Origin of the sequence: Gordonia terrae (genome assembly GCF_001698225.1) — a bacterium.
Classification (GTDB): Bacteria; Actinomycetota; Actinomycetes; order Mycobacteriales; family Mycobacteriaceae; genus Gordonia; species Gordonia terrae.
Map to the genome: position 1 here is coordinate 3,956,696 of NZ_CP016594.1, position 14,884 is coordinate 3,971,579.

Consider the following 14,884-nt stretch of genomic DNA (forward strand, 5'->3'; position numbering starts at 1 on the left):
GACGTTCGCGGTCGGACTTCGCGGGCCTCACCGCTGGTGAGGATGGCGGCCGAACTGGCGACGTGCGCTCCGACGCCCACTATACCGGCGCGGTCACCTCCAGCCGGTAGCCGACGGCCGCGAGTAACCACCGGTCGTCGCCGGCGGAGGACTCCCGGAACTCCCGCCGAGAACCGTCTGAGAACACGGTCACCCTGGCCGCGGAGTTGGCATAGCGGGTCACGACGATGCGGGCGCCATTCTCGGCGGCGAACTCGGTGTGCCGATGCCGTTTACTCCCACGCCCCGTTCTGGCGCTCTCGAGAACCCGGCGCGCGGTCGGGCGGTCGTCGGTCATCGGTCCAGCCGCTCGTCGTCGCGGGGATCTCCGGGTGACCCGGCCGGCGGGCCTCCCGCGGCCGCGTCGGCCTGCTGGACGGCCAGGGCGATGAGCTTGTCCGGAGGAAGGCGGTCAGCGAGTGCCCGCGCAAGCTGCCAGACAAGTCGGGCAACGTGGCCGTGTCGGTCGGCTTCGGTGACGATGCGGTCCACCTGGGCGCGGTCGCCGGCGCCGGCCGCGAGTAGTGCCCGCGTCACGAGGGCGCCTAGCGGGTCGGATCGGGTGGGTTCAGTCATGGCGTATGCCCTTCTGTGGGGTGAGAGGTGGCGGTCAGGAATGCGGCGGGGAAACGGACCGCGGTCCGGTCCGGGTTTGAAACGCCAGGAGACCCGGAGTCCTGGGGTCGAGGTCGAGGCGTAGCGGCACGGACCCCCTACCCCCTCGGACCGGGGCCAGGACGGCCGCTGGCCGCATGATGGAAGCCGCAGGACCGAACGTGGCCAGACGTGAGTCGCGAGCCGCGTACGAGGCGCTCACGGCCGCAGTCGCACCGACATGACCACCGCCGGCGGACACCGTCCCAGGAGACCGCGACTAGATCGCCGAACCGCCGGCCGTGGAGGGCGGCCCAGGGTTCGGTGGTCGGCGTTGTCGCGGTGGGCCGGCCGGTCCTCCAGTTGTGGAGGTAGTGCCGAGCGCACCACCCACGGGCATGGACGGGGCGGCCGCAGTCCACAACGGAACAGGAACTCATCGAGGAGACCTCCTCGGGTTGCCTACGCGGGCGGCCTCGTTCGCCTGTCGCTCGCGAAGTCGCTCCCGACCCTCCAGCCATGCGTCGGCGCGCTGGGCAAGCTCCGAGGCCCATTCGCGGATCGCGAGGAGTTCCAAGGCGGCCGGGTCATCACGATGACGCCGGCGCTCGTCTCTGACGGACTCCGGCTTCACTCGGCGGTCCTCCGTTCCACACGGACAGGCGTTCGCCGTTCCGCCTCATCGAGGACCGCGTCCGAGAGTTCGTGCGGGGACAGGACTCCGATCTCGGCGTTGTAGGTGTCACGCTCCCGTTCCGACCTCACCGGTTCGTACGGCCGTTCTCGTCGCGGTCGGACGGTGGCGTGCCCGCACTGACCCAGGCCGGCGGCCACCGCCTCCAGTTCGGCGGGACGGGCCTCGGTGTAGCTCCGATAGACCGCGGCACCCAGGGATGCCAACTCCGCGGCGTCGGTCACGAGGACCTCTCCCGGGAGGGGTTGCGGGATCCGGTTGTCGAGAACGTTCCAGTCGAACAACTGGATCGTGACCGATGCCGAGGTCCGCCCGACGATGGCGCCGTGTCGTTCTACGGTTCGGCACCCGTGCCCACACATGGTGTCGCTGAACAGATGCACCCAGGCCCCTCGTGGGCCGGCGGAGGTGTTTGTCATCGTCGATTCTCCTTGGTTCGGTTCGACCGAAAATCGGTCCTTGTGGCGTATGGGTCCTCCCCTAAAGGGGGGAGGACGCCACACCACACGCCACAAACGTGGACTTGTGGTGTGTTGTGGCGTCGGTTTGTGGCGTGACGCCACACCCTCTGAACTGGGGTTCTGGCGTGGCATGGGGGAAGTTGTGGCGTGGCGCCACACACTGGGCCGAGGGCCTGGGGCCACACGCCGTTTGTGGCGTGGCGCCACAACTTCATTCGTCGGCATCGGAGGCCTCGGATTCAGGGGTGAGGTAAGCCTCCTGGCGTTCGTACTCCGAGGCCATGTCCTGGGTGAATCCCTCTGTGTCGATGCACTTTTCAGTGACCTTGAACCGGGACGACCCGGTGACCGCCTCCACATATTCGTCGCGCTCCAGGCGGGACCAGGCCTTGTAGAACGAGTCCCGGCGAATCCTCAGCGGTGAATCCTGCAACGCCTTCCGCGCGTTGTCCCGCGTGAACCCGGTGGTGGCTTCCCGCCAGTTGACCCAACAGATCCAGGCCAAGCGGCGGGCGTGGGAATCCCTGGGGGTCACGATGCGCGGAGAGGCGAACGGGTCCCCGCCCACGAACTTCCGAGGTACGTCCCCGCCCACCTTCACGACGACCGAGCCATGGGCGGCGACCATGGCGAACTCGGCACTCATGCCGTCGGGGCCGTTCTTCTGTTTCGTGAGGGTGATGGTCCCCAGGGTGTCCGCCTTGCGCTTGTCGCGGTCCACGTGAATCTCGGTCTCCACCGCGCCCTCCAAGGCCGTGGAACCGCGGGCGTGGGAGGTCCCGCGGGCCGCGTGTCGAACTACGAGGATGCACGACCCCGATGCCTCCGCCAGGTCGTCCAGATAGTCGACGAACTTCCCCTGGTCTGTTGCCGAGTTCTCCTCCAGCCCCACCGTGTAGCGCGCCTGGGTATCCACCACGATGACGCTGGGCCGGATGGTGGCCATCTTCTCCACGAGGGCGTCGGTTCGAGGGTCTCCGTCGATTAGTGGCAGAGACGCCCGGAACAGATAGAGACCTGAGACCTCTCGGCCGCCATTGTTCTCCGCCTCCCAGGCCGAGATCCGTTGTTCCATGCCGGTGAGACCCTCACCCACGAGGTAGACCACGCGGCCCGGGAGGGTGGCGCGTCCGTTCCACGGGCGTCCGGTGGCCACGCAGAGGGCCATGTCGAGGACTACGGCCGACTTCCCCACGCCCGGTTCACCGAACACGCTGGCCAGGGTTTGAGCGACCAGCCACTCCGAGACGATCCACCTCGGGGTCGGAAGGTCACGAACCTGGCGCCGGGTCAGCAGGTTCTCATCGACGAACTTAAGCGCTTTGGCGTTGGCCTCGGCCTGACGTTCCGCGCGGGCCTTGGCGCCCCTCATCTCCACGATGCGCTTGGAGTCGTTCACTGGGCACCGCCGACGGTCAGCGCATCGAGACCGCGGAACGGTATGCTGGTCACGACGGTTTGGCGGTCGTCAAGTGTTGGTCTGGGACGCCCCTCGTGGTCAGCGGGGGGCGTTTCTCTGTGTCGGGACATGAGTGTCTCCTGGGACGTAAAGCGTTGTGCCACAAGGGCCGGTACGGTTCCGGGTTGGGTTGGCACTTCACCGCCGGCCGAGGGTGCCGAGGCCCCACCCGACAGTGAACGCGGCGGCCCCGAGGGTGGCGTAGATGAGGGCGGTCATGCCTCCACGCCCAACATGCGGAGCAGTTTGGCCGAAGGGACTCGGACGCGGCGCGTCCCGAGGCGGATCACCGGGAGGTCCCCGTTCCGGACCATGGTGTAGGCGAAGGCCCGGGACACCCCGAGGTAGCGGCCCGCCTCCTCCACGGAAACCGTTGGAACATGGCGGAGTTGGTCAATGTCTGGAGGGGTACTGGTTCGTGTGCTCATGGCACTAACAATCCATCGTTGAGTGCGAACTGTCCAGAGTGTTAGGCTCTCAACATGCGCACACCACGAAAACAGAGAACCGGCGACGTGACCGACGTCCGCCGGGTGGAGGGCGGCCTGGGAGACCTGTTCGGGATCCTCGTCGTCCTGGCCGGCCACGCCCACTCCTACGTCGTCCGGGTGGTCACCGGGAAGGGCGGTCCGCGCCTGGTGGACCTCCAGATACGGTCCGACGCCGACGCCGCGATCACCCCAGAAACGTTGCGCGCCATACCATCCCGGCGCCTAGCCCACGCCGCGGCCCAGTTCGCCGCGACGGCCGACGGCCAGATGGCCACCCCCGCGATGGTCCGGGACCCCGAGTCCCAGACACGGCCCGGTGAGCGCACCGCCCGCGGGAAACTCTCCGATGCCCACTACGAGGAGGTGGCGCAGCGCGTCCGGGCCGCGGTCCTGGGCGGGTTCCCCGTGCGAAAGACGGTATCGGCCGACATGGGTACCTCCATCCAGACGCTTGACCGCTGGATTCGTAGGGCAAAGGATCTCGGCTACCTGGACGAGGACGAACTACCCCGACGGAAGAACCCGGAGACCAACCCATGACCGAAAATCAGCGCCAGAGAGGCCATCGGGCGGACAACTCCGTTCGGCCGAACATGGCGACGGTAACCGTCAACGGACAGAAGAAGAACGTCCAGAAGGGGTGGCGGGCGCGGCCGACTCTCGGCACGGACCCCGTGACCGGAAAACAGGTCCGGCCCACCAAGGTGTTCCCGACCAAAAAGGCGGCCCAGGAATGGGTGGATGAGCAACGGGAACAGTGGCGTGGGCGAACGTGGGCCGCGAAGTCGGACCGCACGTTCGATGACGTGGCGGATCACTGGATCAAGATTCGAGAGGCCGACGACCGGGTCCGCGAGAACACGGTCCGTGCGGATCGGGAGAGCCTGGCCTACGCGCGTCGCACCTTCGGCCAGGTGGCCGTCCAGAAACTCACCCCCGAGGCCCTCACCGAGTGGTCCCTGACGATGACCACCAAGCACGGTACGAACGCGGACGGGACACCCAGGCCCGGGAAGGCCTTGGCGCCCTCCACCAAACGTCGGGCCATCGTCTCGGTGAAGTCCGTCATGGCCCACGCCGTCACGATGAAATGGATCCCCTACGACCCGTCCGCGCATCTTCAGGCCCCGGAACAGAAGGTGATCGTGGCCGTGGCCGAGGGAGACATATGGACGCCGGCCCAGATGACCGAGTTCCTGGACTACGTGGCCGACCATCGTCTGTCCGGTTGTTTCGCACTGACCCTCCTCGGTCTCCGCCGGGAGGAGGTGGGCGGCCTCCGGTGGTGCGATCTGGACCTGGAGGCCGGAGAGCTACGGATACGCCAGGCCCGCGTGGACGTGAACGGCCGGGAGGTCATCGCGGACCCGAAGAACTCCCGGAGTGTCCGGGACCTCCCGGTCCCCCCGCGGGAACTGGCGATGCTGAAGGCGATGAGAACCCACCATCTCCGGGAACGCCTGGCCGTCGGCCGCCCCCTCGTGGAGGAGGACCTTCTCCTCTCCAGAATCGACGGGACCCCGCTCCCGGTCCGGGAGTACACCCGACTATTCACCGACCGACGGAAGGCGGCCAAGCTGCCACCCATCACCCTCCGGAACCTCCGTCACTCCTCGGTGTCACGGATGCGGGCGGCCGGGGTGCCGGCGGACGTGGTGGCCGCCTGGCATGGGCACAGTGAGCGCATGACCCAGGCCGTGTACGGCCGCGTGACCGACGACCGTCTGGCCGCGGCCGCGGTGGTCCTCTCCAATGCCGTAGGACAGAGTTAGGACAGATTGGCCGCGGTCGAGTTCGCCTAGGACACAAGAAAACCCCCTCCGATCCAGGTCGGAGGGGGTTTCTCAATTGTGGAGCTAAGGGGACTCGAACCCCTGACCCCCACACTGCCAGTGTGGTGCGCTACCAGCTGCGCCATAGCCCCGTATTTTGTTGTTCCGCCCTGTTCAAGGGCACTGGCGAAGTTACACCATCTCGGCGATACCAGCCAAATCGCCAGGACGCCGACCCGATTGGTGTCGGGTCGGCGTCCCGCCCCTCAGGAGTTGCCCCTCTAGGAGTTGCCACCGCCCAGGATGCTGTCGAGCCAGGCATTGCCCTCGAGGACGCCGTCGACGGGCTCGCCGTCGTGCAGCACGGTCGGGGTGCCGACCTGGCCGCCCGTCGCCTTCGACAGTTCGTCGGTCGACTTCTGCGCGGTCTCCTTTGCCTGGGCGACCTTCGCGTTGTCGGTGATGCACGTCGCGGTCGCCGGGGTCGCACCCTGTTCGGTCGCCATGCGTGCGAGTTCCGGGCTCGTGATGTTGCCGGTGCCGTCCTCGGGCGGCTGCGCGGCGAACAGCGCACTGTGGAACCGCAGGAACAGGTCGGTGTTCTGCTCGTCGGCCACGCAGGCCAGCGCGCCGGCCGCACGGGAGCTGTAGTCACCGGTCGCCGATCGCGAGTCCAGGAAGTGCAGCGTGTGGTAGCGCACGCGGAGCTTGCCCTCGGTGACGGCCTTGGTGATCGCCGGCCCGGACTGCTGCTCGAAGACCTTGCACACCGGGCACATGGGGTCCTCGAAGACGTCGATCAGCGGCGCGGTCTCCGGACCCACGATCATCGTCGAACTCGACGCCAGCGCGGCCTGATCGGTCTCGCCCTTACCGCGTCCGCTCCACCAGATCCCGCCGATGACGAGGCCCGCGATCACGAGGATGGCCACGCCGCCGAGCACGTACGTCATCGTGTTCGACGGCGCGCTCGGCTGATACTTCGAGTTGGAGGTGCGGGGCACCGATGCTCCCGGCTTGCGCTTCTTGCTCACATTCCGACAATAACGGCGTCGCGCTGAAAATTGTCTGAGGGATGAGCGCGGGCGGTGACCGCCCGAGACCGGACCGAGCCGGTCAGCTCCCCAACGCCGCGTCGACGACCTGCTGCGCCTCTTGTTGCACCTGCGCGAGATGCTCTGCGCCCTTGAACGACTCGGCATAGATCTTGTAGACGTCCTCGGTGCCCGACGGGCGCGCGGCGAACCAGGCGTTCTCCGTCGTCACCTTGAGACCGCCGATCGGCGCGCCGTTGCCGGGCGCCGACGTCATGATCGCCGAGATGGGTTCGCCGGCCAGTTCGGTCGCGGTCACCTGCTCCGGCGACAGCTTCGACAGCACCGCCTTCTGCTCCCGGCTGGCCGGGGCGTCGATCCGTGCGTAGGCCGTCGTGCCGTACTCCTCGGCGAGTTCGGCATACCGCTGCGACGGCGTCTTGCCCGTCACCGCGAGGATCTCCGACGCGAGCAGCGCCATGATGATGCCGTCCTTGTCCGTCGACCACGGGCTGCCGTCGAACGTCAGGAACGACGCGCCGGCGCTCTCCTCACCGCCGAAGGCCACGCGACCGTTCAGCAGGCCGTCGACGAACCACTTGAAGCCCACCGGCACCTCGAGCAGCGGGCGGCCGATCCCGGCGACCACCCGGTCGATCAGCGACGACGACACGAGCGTCTTCCCGACGGCCGCCGACTCCGACCACTGCGGACGGTGGGTGAACAGGTAGTCGATGGCGACCGCGAGATAGTGGTTCGGGTTCATCAGACCGGCGTCGGGCGTGACGATGCCGTGGCGGTCCGAGTCGGCGTCGTTGCCGGTCGCGATGTCATAGGAGTCGCGGGCGGAGATGAGCGAGGCCATCGCGTTGGCCGACGAACAGTCCATCCGGATCTTGCCGTCGGTGTCGAGGGTCATGAACGAGAACGTCGGGTCCACGGTCGGGTTCACGACCGTCAGATGGTCGAGGTTGTATCGCAGCCCCAGCAGGGCCCAATAGCCGACCGATGCGCCGCCCAGCGGGTCCGCGCCGATGCGGATCCCCGCGTCGTGGATGGCCTTCATGTCCACCACGTCGCCGAGACCGTCGATGTAGTTGAGCAGGAACGAGTAGTCCTGGACGTAGTCACCGCTGCGGGCGCGGTCGAACGGGATCCGCGCGACGCCGTCGAGCTTCTGCTCGAGCAGCTCGTTCGCCCGCGCCGCCACCACGGAGGTGATCGAGGTGTCTGCCGGGCCCCCGGTCGGTGGGTTGTATTTGAACCCGCCGTCGCGGGGCGGGTTGTGCGACGGTGTCACGACGATGCCGTCGGACAGCACCCCGGGGTTGTCGCGATTGAACGTGAGGATGGCGCGACTGACCGCGGGCGTCGGCGTGAAGGAGTCGCTCTCGGCGGTGTAGACGGTCACCTCGTTCGCCGCGAGCACCTCGAGCGCCGTGCGCCAGGCAGGCACCGACAGTGCGTGGGTGTCGAAGCCGATGAACAGCGGGCCGGAGATCCCGGCCGAACGCCGGTAGTCGACGATCGCCTGCGTCGTCGCGAGGATGTGGGCTTCGTTGAAGGCGTTGTCGAAGCTCGACCCCCGGTGTCCCGACGTCCCGAACACCACCTGCTGCAACGGGTCTGACGGATCGGGTGTGTTGTCGTAATAGGCACGCACCAGGGCGTCCACATCGACGAGGTCTTCGGGCAGGGCCAAGGTACCAGCGCGAGGATGTGCCATGATCGCGATTCTGCCACTCCACACGCCGTTCGCCCGGTTGACGACCCGATCCGTCCGGTCGCGGAAACCGAATCGCTACGGTGAGACGATCGTCGTCACCGCATCGGAGGGGCCCGCACACATGCTGATCTCGGGATTGCCGGGGCTGTTGTCCCCCGGACGCCGTTCCCCCAGCCTGCTCGTGCTCGTGCTCCCGGGCGGCACGGACAACAGCCGCACACCGTTCAGTCCCTGGCAGCCCTCCGCGCTGCGCATGTACCCGTTCACCTGGTCGCTGCGCCTTCGCTTCGGCCGGTCCGTGCGCGTTCACCAGGTCGGTTATCGCGTCTACGGCTGGAACGGCGACGAGAACTCTCCCATGCTGCCCGCGCGCGCCGCACTCGACGAGATGTGTCGACGACACCCCGGTGTCCCCGTCGTCGCGATCGGCCATTCCATGGGCGGGCGCGTGGCCGCCCACCTCGCCGCCGACCGCCGGGTCATCGGTGTCCTCGGACTCGCGCCCTGGTGGCAGTTCGCCGACTGGCGGCACATCCAGCCCGGCGCGCGGGTCGTCGCGGTACACGGCGATGCCGACACCCGGACCCTGGCGAAGCGGACCCGCAAGGGCATCGACGAGCTATCGACACAGGGGGTCGACGCCGAGTTCATCCCGGTCCCCGACGGCGGTCACGCCATGCTCGACCACATCGGGTTGTGGCAGCGCAGCGCTCTCGACTTCGTCGGTGAGCGGTTGTCCGCGCTACGACCCGCCTGACGCGTCAGCCCTTCCGACGCGCCCCGGCCAGTTCGTCGACGAATTCGGGGTAGAACTCGACGTACTTCTCCCCCGCCAACACGTACAGCGGGTCGTCACCGGTCTCGGCGTACCCCTGCTTGCGCAGCTCGGTGCGCATGTTCTTGAACGTCGACGTGTGCTCGAGTTGCGGGACGATCCGCACGAACAGCGGCAATGCGTAGGCCGGCAGTCCGGTGCGAACGTGCCGCGCCAGCCCGTCCGCGTCGAACGACTCCCCGTCCTGCAAGCTGATGGCGGCCATGCCGGCCTTGCCGTCGACCCCCGGGATCGGCACACCGAACACGACTGCCTCCTCGACGGCCGGGTGGGCGTCGAGCACGGCCTCGACCTCGGTGGTGGCCACGTTCTCACCCTTCCACCGGAAGGTGTCGCCGATGCGGTCGACGAAACCGATGTGCGAGAAACCCTGATCGCGCACGACGTCTCCGCTGTTGAACCACTTGTCGCCCTTACGCTTCGCGTCGCGGACGATCTTCCGCTCGGTCGCCTTCGGATCGGTGTAGCCGTCGAAGGGAACTCGCGAGTTGATCTGCGCCAGAAGCAAACCGGTTCCGCCACGGCCGACCGGCTTCACCCGGCCGTCGGGACCGCGCAGCGGCTCTCCGGTCTCCTCGTCGTATTCGACGATCGTGTACGGCAACGGCGAGAACCCGGCCGTCTTGGACAAGCCGAAGACATTGATGAATCCGATGTTCGCCTCGCTCGCCGCGTACAACTCGACGATGCGGTCGATTCCGAAGCGTTCGGTGAACGCATCCCAGATGTCCGGGCGCAGACCGTTGCCGACGGCGAGGCGCAGGCGGTGCGCACGATCGGTCGGCTTCGGCGGCTGCGCAAGCAGATAGCGGCACAGCTCACCGATGTAGGCGAACGCGGTGGCGTCGTTCTCGATGACCTCGTCGATGAACTTCGACGCCGAGAACTGCTTGCCGATGGCCAGGCACGCGCCCGACGCGAGGACCGACGACACCGAGATCGTGAGTGCGTTGTTGTGATAGAAGGGCAGCGCCGTGTACATGACGTCGTCGCCGCGCAGCCGGATTCCCAGACCACCGATGCCGTTCATGGCCACCAGCCAGCGATAGTGACTCATCTTGCTGGCCTTGGGATACCCGGTGGTGCCGGACGTGAAGATGTAGATTGCGGTCGATCCGACCTCGATCGACTCGGTGACCGCCAGGTCGAGGGGCGAGCAACGCGCGGTCAGGGTGGCGAGCTCGTCGAAGGTGAACTCCTTCGCCGGGCGGCACCCGGCGGGCACCGACTCGAGCGCCTCCAACAGATCGCGCTCGTAGAGAACGACTTTCGGCTCGATCAGACCGAGGCTGTGTTCGAGAACAGTGCCCCGCTGGTTGTAGTTCAGCATACCGCAGATCGCACCCGTCTTGACGATGGCGAGCATGGTGATGACCACATCGGGGTGGTTGCGCGACAGCACGGCGACGACGTCCCCGCGACCGACGCCCTCCCGAATCAGGAAGTCGGCGAGCCGGTTCGCCCGCGCGTTGGCATCGCGATAGGTGATCGAGGTGCCCTCGAACCGGAGAAAATCCCGGTCGGGGTACTTGTCGACGCTCTGCTGGAAGCGCTTGCCGATCGACATCTTGGTCGTCGGCGGCTTGGGCAGCATCTGCGGCAAGGTGCGCAGGATCGTGCCGGCATCACCACGCAGCGACGCGACTCCCGACATCATGTCGGCCAACCGGATGTCCGGCAGGAGTCCCGTTCCCGATGCGTGATCAACCATGCTTTCCAGCCTCTCCTGTGTGTTGGACGACACACACCCTAGCCGGGATTCGTCGTCAATGACACGGCGGGGCGTAATTGTTCCAATCGATCCATGTGCGGTCGGGCCCGGTCACCGCCGCGCAACTCCCAACGCGATCCTCGCTGCGTCGATGTCGGAGCTTGGCGAGCGCCGGGTGACCGGCCACACTGTCCTGATGACCGACACCTCGCGACCGATGAGCGAACGCCCCGCCGGCCCCCTCGACGGCGTCATCGTGCTCGAGTTGGGCACGCTCATCGCGGGCCCCCACGCCGCACGACTGCTGGGCGACATGGGCGCCGAGGTCATCAAGATCGAGGCGCCGGGCAAGCCCGACCCGATCCGCACCTGGGGCCAGGCCGAGGTCGACGGCCACCGCTTCTACTGGACGGTTCACGGGCGCAACAAGAAAGCGGTCACCCTCGACCTGCGGTCCGATCGCGGCCGCGAACTGTTCCTCGGTCTCGCCGAGCGAGCCGACGTCGTCGTCGAGAACTTCCGTCCCGGAACGCTGGAGCGGCTCGGCATCGGACCGGACGTGCTGTCCGCACACAACCCGGGGCTCGTCGTGGTGCGTGTCTCGGGTTACGGCCAGACCGGCCCGGATTCGACCCGCGCCGGTTACGCCTCGGTCGCCGAGGCCGCGAGCGGGCTGCGTCATCTCAACGGCTACCCGGGCCAACTCCCGCCGCGGATCGCCCTCTCGCTGGGCGACACACTGGCGGGGATGTTCGCGGCGCAGGGCGCGCTCGCCGCGCTGTACCGACGTTCGGTGACCGGCAGGGGGCAGGTCGTCGACACCTCGCTCATCGAATCCTGTGTGGCGGTTCAGGAATCGGCTATCGCGGACTACGACGCCGGGGGCGTCGTGCGCGGGCCGTCGGGCACCCGCCTCGACGGCATCGCGCCGTCGAACCTCTACCCCACCAGCGAGGGCACCCACGTCATCATCGCCGCCAACCAGGACTCGGTCTTCGCGAGACTGTGCGCAGCGATGGGACAGCCCGAACTCGCGACCGACGATCGGTTCGCCGATCACGCCGCCCGTGGCCGCAACCAGGACGAACTCGACGCCCTCATCGGCGACTGGTCACGACAGCACTCCCCGGAGAAGTTGACCGAGATCCTAGGCGCGGCAGGCGTTGTCGTGGGTCCGGTGAACACCGTCGCCGAGGTGGTCGCCGACCCGCACCTGAAGGAGCGCGGGATGATCGCCGAACACTACGACGAACGTGCCCAGCGCACCGTGCTCGGACCCGGCGTCGTGCCGCAGTTCAGCGACACCCCCGGCGGCATCCGCAACGCCGGTCCCCCGGCCCCCGGTTGCGACAACGAGACCGTCTACGGCGGGTTGCTGGGGTTGTCCGAAGACGAGGTCGCGGCGTTGCGGGAGGCCGGGGTCATCTGACACTCGGCTACGGTCGAGGCATGTCACTGGTCGCGACCGGGCTCTCGCGCACCTTCGGACGGCACACCGCCGTCGTCGATGCGAGCCTCGAACTCAGATCCGGCAGGATCACCGGCCTCGTCGGCCCCAACGGGGCCGGCAAGACGACTCTGCTCCTGCTCCTCGCCGGCCTGCTCGCCCCCGACACCGGCTCGATCACGGTCGACGACGCCCCGGTGCAGCCGACCGACATGCGTCGGCTGACCGGGTGGATGCCGGACATCTTCGGCACCTGGGAGAGTCTCACGGCGCGCGAGATCCTGACGACGTTCGGCAAGCTCTACGGAATGCCCACCACCCAGGCCCGGCAACGCGCCGCTGAACTCCTCGAGCTGGTCCACCTGACCGATCTCGCGACGCGGCCGGCACACGAGTTGTCGCGCGGCCAGAAACAGCGACTCGGCTTCGCCCGCGCCCTGGTGCATCGGCCCCGGATCCTCCTGCTCGACGAGCCGGCCTCCGGCATGGACCCGCGGTCGCGGATGGACTTGCGCAGTCAGTTACGCCGCCTCGCCGACGATGGATGCTCGATCCTCGTGTCGTCGCACATTCTCTCCGAGCTCGAGGAGATGGTCGACGACGTCGTGCTGATGACCGAGGGCCGGACCCACGCCCCGCAGGGCGCGGCCGGCGGGGTATGGCGCATCAGACTCGTCGGGGAGCCTCCCGGGCAGGCGCGGGACGTCCGTTTCGACGACGAGTCCGACGCCGCGCGGCACCTTGCACAACTGGTGTCCTCCGGGGCCGCGGTCAGCGAATTCACTCCCGTGTCCACCGGCATCGAAGACGCCTACCTCGCACTCGACCCGGAGCGCCGATGATCACGCAACCCGACGCGCCATCGTCGCGCACGTCATTCACCGGCTGGTGGCGCATGGTCGGGGTCATCGTCGAACTCGAACTGCGCCAGCGGCTCCGGACGACGAGGTGGAAGGCCACGCTCATCGTCGCCTTCGTCGTGATCTCGCTGGCGGTCTTCGGATCGATGTACCTGGCCGTGGGAGTGTTCGGCGGCACCTACACCGGATGGGCGTCGAACCTGTACGGGCTCCTGGTCGGATTCCTGTTGCTGCTCGGGATCATCGTGGCCCCGACGCTGGCGGCGACGACGATCAACGGCGACCGCAAGGATGCAACCCTGGCCGTGGTCCAGGACACCGCGATCGGCAACTGGCAACTGGCGCTCGGCAAGCTCATCGGGAGCTGGGTGGCCGGGATGGCCTTGGTCGCCGTCGCCACCCCGTATCTGATCTGGGGCGTGATCGAAGCGCCGCAACCGATCTGGCGCGGCGTGCTCGGCGCGATCGTCCTGGCACTGATCTTCGTCTGCTACGCGGGAATCGGACTCGGATTCTCCGCGGTGACGGCGCGCCCGGCGGGATCCGCGGTGTTGACGCAAGCGGCCGTCTTCTTCCTCCTCCTCGGCCTCCCGGTGGTCTTCGGCCTCCTGTATCCGACGGTCGCACAGACGCATTCGGTGGTCCGCACCGAGACGACGGTGACCGACCCATCGAGCCCGACGCCGACCTGGACGTGTCGGGAGGTCACCCGAGACGAGGAGTTCCACCATCACGAACGCATCTGGTGGCTCCTCGCCCCGAACCCGTTCTTCATCGTGGCCGACGCCGTGTCCTCGCCACCGGAGAACCCGATGAGATCCTCCGACAGCACGGCGGCTCAGGAGATCTCCCGGACGCTGTCGGCAGTGCGGGCGGGTCCGTACATCGGCCCACGGACGTGCGCCGACATCTCCTACGGTTACGTCGACCAGCACGCCCCCACCAGACACATCGCCCGCGAGGCCGCCCACGAGACGTCCGAGATGGGCCACTCGTGGGTTGTCGGCCTGGGGATCTATCTGGTGTTCGGTGGGCTGGGTTACGTCGTCGCCGCACGTCGTCTCCGGATTCCGGCCGGAAAACTCCCGCGCGGCGTCCGGATCGCATGAGTTCAGCTGACGACGACGCCGGGTTCCAGCCCGGATACGACGCGCTCGCCGACCTGTACGCCACGACGTTCCCGTCACCGTTCTCCAACACTCTGCAGCGTCACGTCATCGATGCCTTCGTCGACCATGTCCGCGGGAGCGGCGTCCCCGGAACCGTGCTGGACGTGGGCTGCGGGCCGGGTGGGGTGACGGCGGAAGTGGCGGCCGCGGGCCTCGATGTCATCGGCGCCGATCCGAGTACGGAGATGGTGCGGATCGCGAGAACATCGCATGCCGACCTTCGGTTTGTCCTCGACGATGCACGGCTGAGATCGCCAGAGCTCGACGAGATCGACATCGCCGCGGTGGTCGCGCGATTCAGCCTGATTCATGTGCCGCCCGGATCCGTCCCGGACATCCTCCGCGGCTGGGCCGCTCGGATGAGGCCCGGCGGCGTCGTGCTGATCGCGGGACAGACCACCGAGGCGGACGAGGTCATCGAGTTCGATCATCGCGTGGCGCCCGCCTGGCGGTGGCACCCGGATCGCATGTCCGCCGCACTGGCCGGAGCCGGGCTCGACGAGGAATGGCGAACGGTGCGCCGCGCCGACGACGACCACCGTTTTCCCGAGTTCCACCTGCTCGCACGGCGACGGTAGCTGCGAGCACGCCC

Annotated in this window: 15 protein-coding genes and 1 tRNA gene; 7 read left to right on the forward strand and 9 right to left on the reverse strand. The window is 67.8% G+C overall.

The window, feature by feature from the left end:
* Window positions 1-79: 79 nt before the first annotated feature.
* From BCM27_RS17770 to BCM27_RS26220, 5 genes are all read right to left on the reverse strand, one after another.
* Window positions 80-337 carry a hypothetical protein gene (locus BCM27_RS17770; protein ID WP_004023671.1) on the reverse strand — a complete coding sequence of 86 codons (258 nt, stop codon included), beginning with the start codon at window positions 335-337 and terminating at the stop codon, window positions 80-82.
* Window positions 334-615 carry a hypothetical protein gene (locus BCM27_RS17775; RefSeq protein WP_004023672.1) on the reverse strand — a complete coding sequence of 94 codons (282 nt, stop codon included), beginning with the start codon at window positions 613-615 and terminating at the stop codon, window positions 334-336. Before BCM27_RS17775 ends, BCM27_RS17770 begins: the two co-directional genes overlap by 4 nt.
* A 648-nt stretch (window positions 616-1,263) precedes the next feature.
* Window positions 1,264-1,746 carry a hypothetical protein gene (locus BCM27_RS17780; protein WP_004023675.1) on the reverse strand — a complete coding sequence of 161 codons (483 nt, stop codon included), beginning with the start codon at window positions 1,744-1,746 and terminating at the stop codon, window positions 1,264-1,266.
* Between the two features lie 253 nt (window positions 1,747-1,999).
* Window positions 2,000-3,187, reverse strand: coding sequence for an AAA family ATPase (locus tag BCM27_RS17785; RefSeq protein WP_004023676.1), 1,188 nt, complete (start codon window positions 3,185-3,187; stop codon window positions 2,000-2,002).
* A gap of 275 nt (window positions 3,188-3,462) precedes the next feature.
* A complete protein-coding gene (locus tag BCM27_RS26220; RefSeq protein ID WP_004023677.1) occupies window positions 3,463-3,675 on the reverse strand; it encodes a helix-turn-helix domain-containing protein in 213 nt (70 codons plus the stop codon).
* 54 nt (window positions 3,676-3,729) lie between these two features.
* Here BCM27_RS26220 and BCM27_RS17795 point away from each other — a divergent pair, with 54 nt between their 5' ends.
* A complete protein-coding gene (locus tag BCM27_RS17795) occupies window positions 3,730-4,278 on the forward strand; it encodes a hypothetical protein (RefSeq protein ID WP_110117435.1) in 549 nt (182 codons plus the stop codon).
* 53 nt (window positions 4,279-4,331) lie between these two features.
* Entirely contained in the window at window positions 4,332-5,510 is a 1,179-nt protein-coding gene (locus BCM27_RS17800; RefSeq protein ID WP_239450616.1) for a tyrosine-type recombinase/integrase, read from the forward strand.
* Between the two features lie 79 nt (window positions 5,511-5,589).
* Here BCM27_RS17800 and BCM27_RS17805 read toward each other — a convergent pair.
* The 3 genes from BCM27_RS17805 to pgm all read right to left on the reverse strand — a co-directional run bounded on the left by BCM27_RS17805 (window position 5,590) and on the right by pgm (window position 8,270).
* Window positions 5,590-5,662, reverse strand: a tRNA-Ala gene (locus tag BCM27_RS17805).
* Window positions 5,663-5,791: 129 nt separating this feature from the next.
* Window positions 5,792-6,544 (reverse strand): DsbA family protein, encoded by a 753-nt coding sequence (locus BCM27_RS17810; protein WP_004023680.1) that lies wholly within the window; start codon window positions 6,542-6,544, stop codon window positions 5,792-5,794.
* Window positions 6,545-6,626: 82 nt separating this feature from the next.
* Complete coding sequence (gene pgm / locus BCM27_RS17815; RefSeq protein ID WP_033205641.1) at window positions 6,627-8,270, reverse strand: phosphoglucomutase (alpha-D-glucose-1,6-bisphosphate-dependent); 1,644 nt, start codon at window positions 8,268-8,270, stop codon at window positions 6,627-6,629.
* On the opposite strand from pgm, the gene BCM27_RS17820 reads away from it, so the two are divergent.
* A complete protein-coding gene (locus tag BCM27_RS17820) occupies window positions 8,269-9,027 on the forward strand; it encodes an alpha/beta hydrolase (RefSeq protein ID WP_004023682.1) in 759 nt (252 codons plus the stop codon). The genes pgm and BCM27_RS17820 overlap by 2 nt on opposite strands.
* Before the next feature lie 4 nt (window positions 9,028-9,031).
* Here the strand turns inward: BCM27_RS17820 and BCM27_RS17825 are convergent, their stop codons facing one another.
* Window positions 9,032-10,816, reverse strand: a complete 1,785-nt coding sequence (locus tag BCM27_RS17825) for a long-chain-acyl-CoA synthetase (RefSeq protein ID WP_004023683.1) — start codon at window positions 10,814-10,816, stop codon at window positions 9,032-9,034.
* Window positions 10,817-11,012: 196 nt separating this feature from the next.
* Here BCM27_RS17825 and BCM27_RS17830 point away from each other — a divergent pair, with 196 nt between their 5' ends.
* From BCM27_RS17830 to BCM27_RS17845, 4 genes are read left to right on the forward strand one after another with little or no spacing between them, the layout of a single operon-like run.
* Complete coding sequence (locus BCM27_RS17830; protein WP_033205687.1) at window positions 11,013-12,245, forward strand: CaiB/BaiF CoA transferase family protein; 1,233 nt, start codon at window positions 11,013-11,015, stop codon at window positions 12,243-12,245.
* 20 nt (window positions 12,246-12,265) lie between these two features.
* A complete protein-coding gene (locus BCM27_RS17835; RefSeq protein WP_004023685.1) occupies window positions 12,266-13,105 on the forward strand; it encodes an ABC transporter ATP-binding protein in 840 nt (279 codons plus the stop codon).
* Window positions 13,102-14,232 (forward strand): ABC transporter permease, encoded by a 1,131-nt coding sequence (locus tag BCM27_RS17840; protein ID WP_004023686.1) that lies wholly within the window; start codon window positions 13,102-13,104, stop codon window positions 14,230-14,232. The genes BCM27_RS17835 and BCM27_RS17840 overlap by 4 nt, the downstream gene beginning before the upstream one ends.
* Window positions 14,229-14,870 carry a class I SAM-dependent methyltransferase gene (locus BCM27_RS17845; RefSeq protein WP_004023687.1) on the forward strand — a complete coding sequence of 214 codons (642 nt, stop codon included), beginning with the start codon at window positions 14,229-14,231 and terminating at the stop codon, window positions 14,868-14,870. The genes BCM27_RS17840 and BCM27_RS17845 overlap by 4 nt, the downstream gene beginning before the upstream one ends.
* The last annotated feature ends 14 nt before the right edge of the window (window positions 14,871-14,884 follow it).

Coding starts and splice junctions, on each gene's coding strand:
- BCM27_RS17770 (WP_004023671.1), bottom strand. CDS start 337: ATGACCGACGACCGCCCGACCGCGCGCCGGGTTCTCGAGAGCGCCAGA.
- BCM27_RS17795 (WP_110117435.1), top strand. CDS start 3,730: ATGCGCACACCACGAAAACAGAGAACCGGCGACGTGACCGACGTCCGC.
- BCM27_RS17845 (WP_004023687.1), top strand. CDS start 14,229: ATGAGTTCAGCTGACGACGACGCCGGGTTCCAGCCCGGATACGACGCG.
- BCM27_RS17840 (WP_004023686.1), top strand. CDS start 13,102: ATGATCACGCAACCCGACGCGCCATCGTCGCGCACGTCATTCACCGGC.
- BCM27_RS17830 (WP_033205687.1), top strand. CDS start 11,013: ATGACCGACACCTCGCGACCGATGAGCGAACGCCCCGCCGGCCCCCTC.
- BCM27_RS17780 (WP_004023675.1), bottom strand. CDS start 1,746: ATGACAAACACCTCCGCCGGCCCACGAGGGGCCTGGGTGCATCTGTTC.
- BCM27_RS17835 (WP_004023685.1), top strand. CDS start 12,266: ATGTCACTGGTCGCGACCGGGCTCTCGCGCACCTTCGGACGGCACACC.
- pgm (WP_033205641.1), bottom strand. CDS start 8,270: ATGGCACATCCTCGCGCTGGTACCTTGGCCCTGCCCGAAGACCTCGTC.
- BCM27_RS17800 (WP_239450616.1), top strand. CDS start 4,332: ATGGCGACGGTAACCGTCAACGGACAGAAGAAGAACGTCCAGAAGGGG.
- BCM27_RS17775 (WP_004023672.1), bottom strand. CDS start 615: ATGACTGAACCCACCCGATCCGACCCGCTAGGCGCCCTCGTGACGCGG.
- BCM27_RS17825 (WP_004023683.1), bottom strand. CDS start 10,816: ATGGTTGATCACGCATCGGGAACGGGACTCCTGCCGGACATCCGGTTG.
- BCM27_RS26220 (WP_004023677.1), bottom strand. CDS start 3,675: ATGAGCACACGAACCAGTACCCCTCCAGACATTGACCAACTCCGCCAT.
- BCM27_RS17820 (WP_004023682.1), top strand. CDS start 8,269: ATGATCGCGATTCTGCCACTCCACACGCCGTTCGCCCGGTTGACGACC.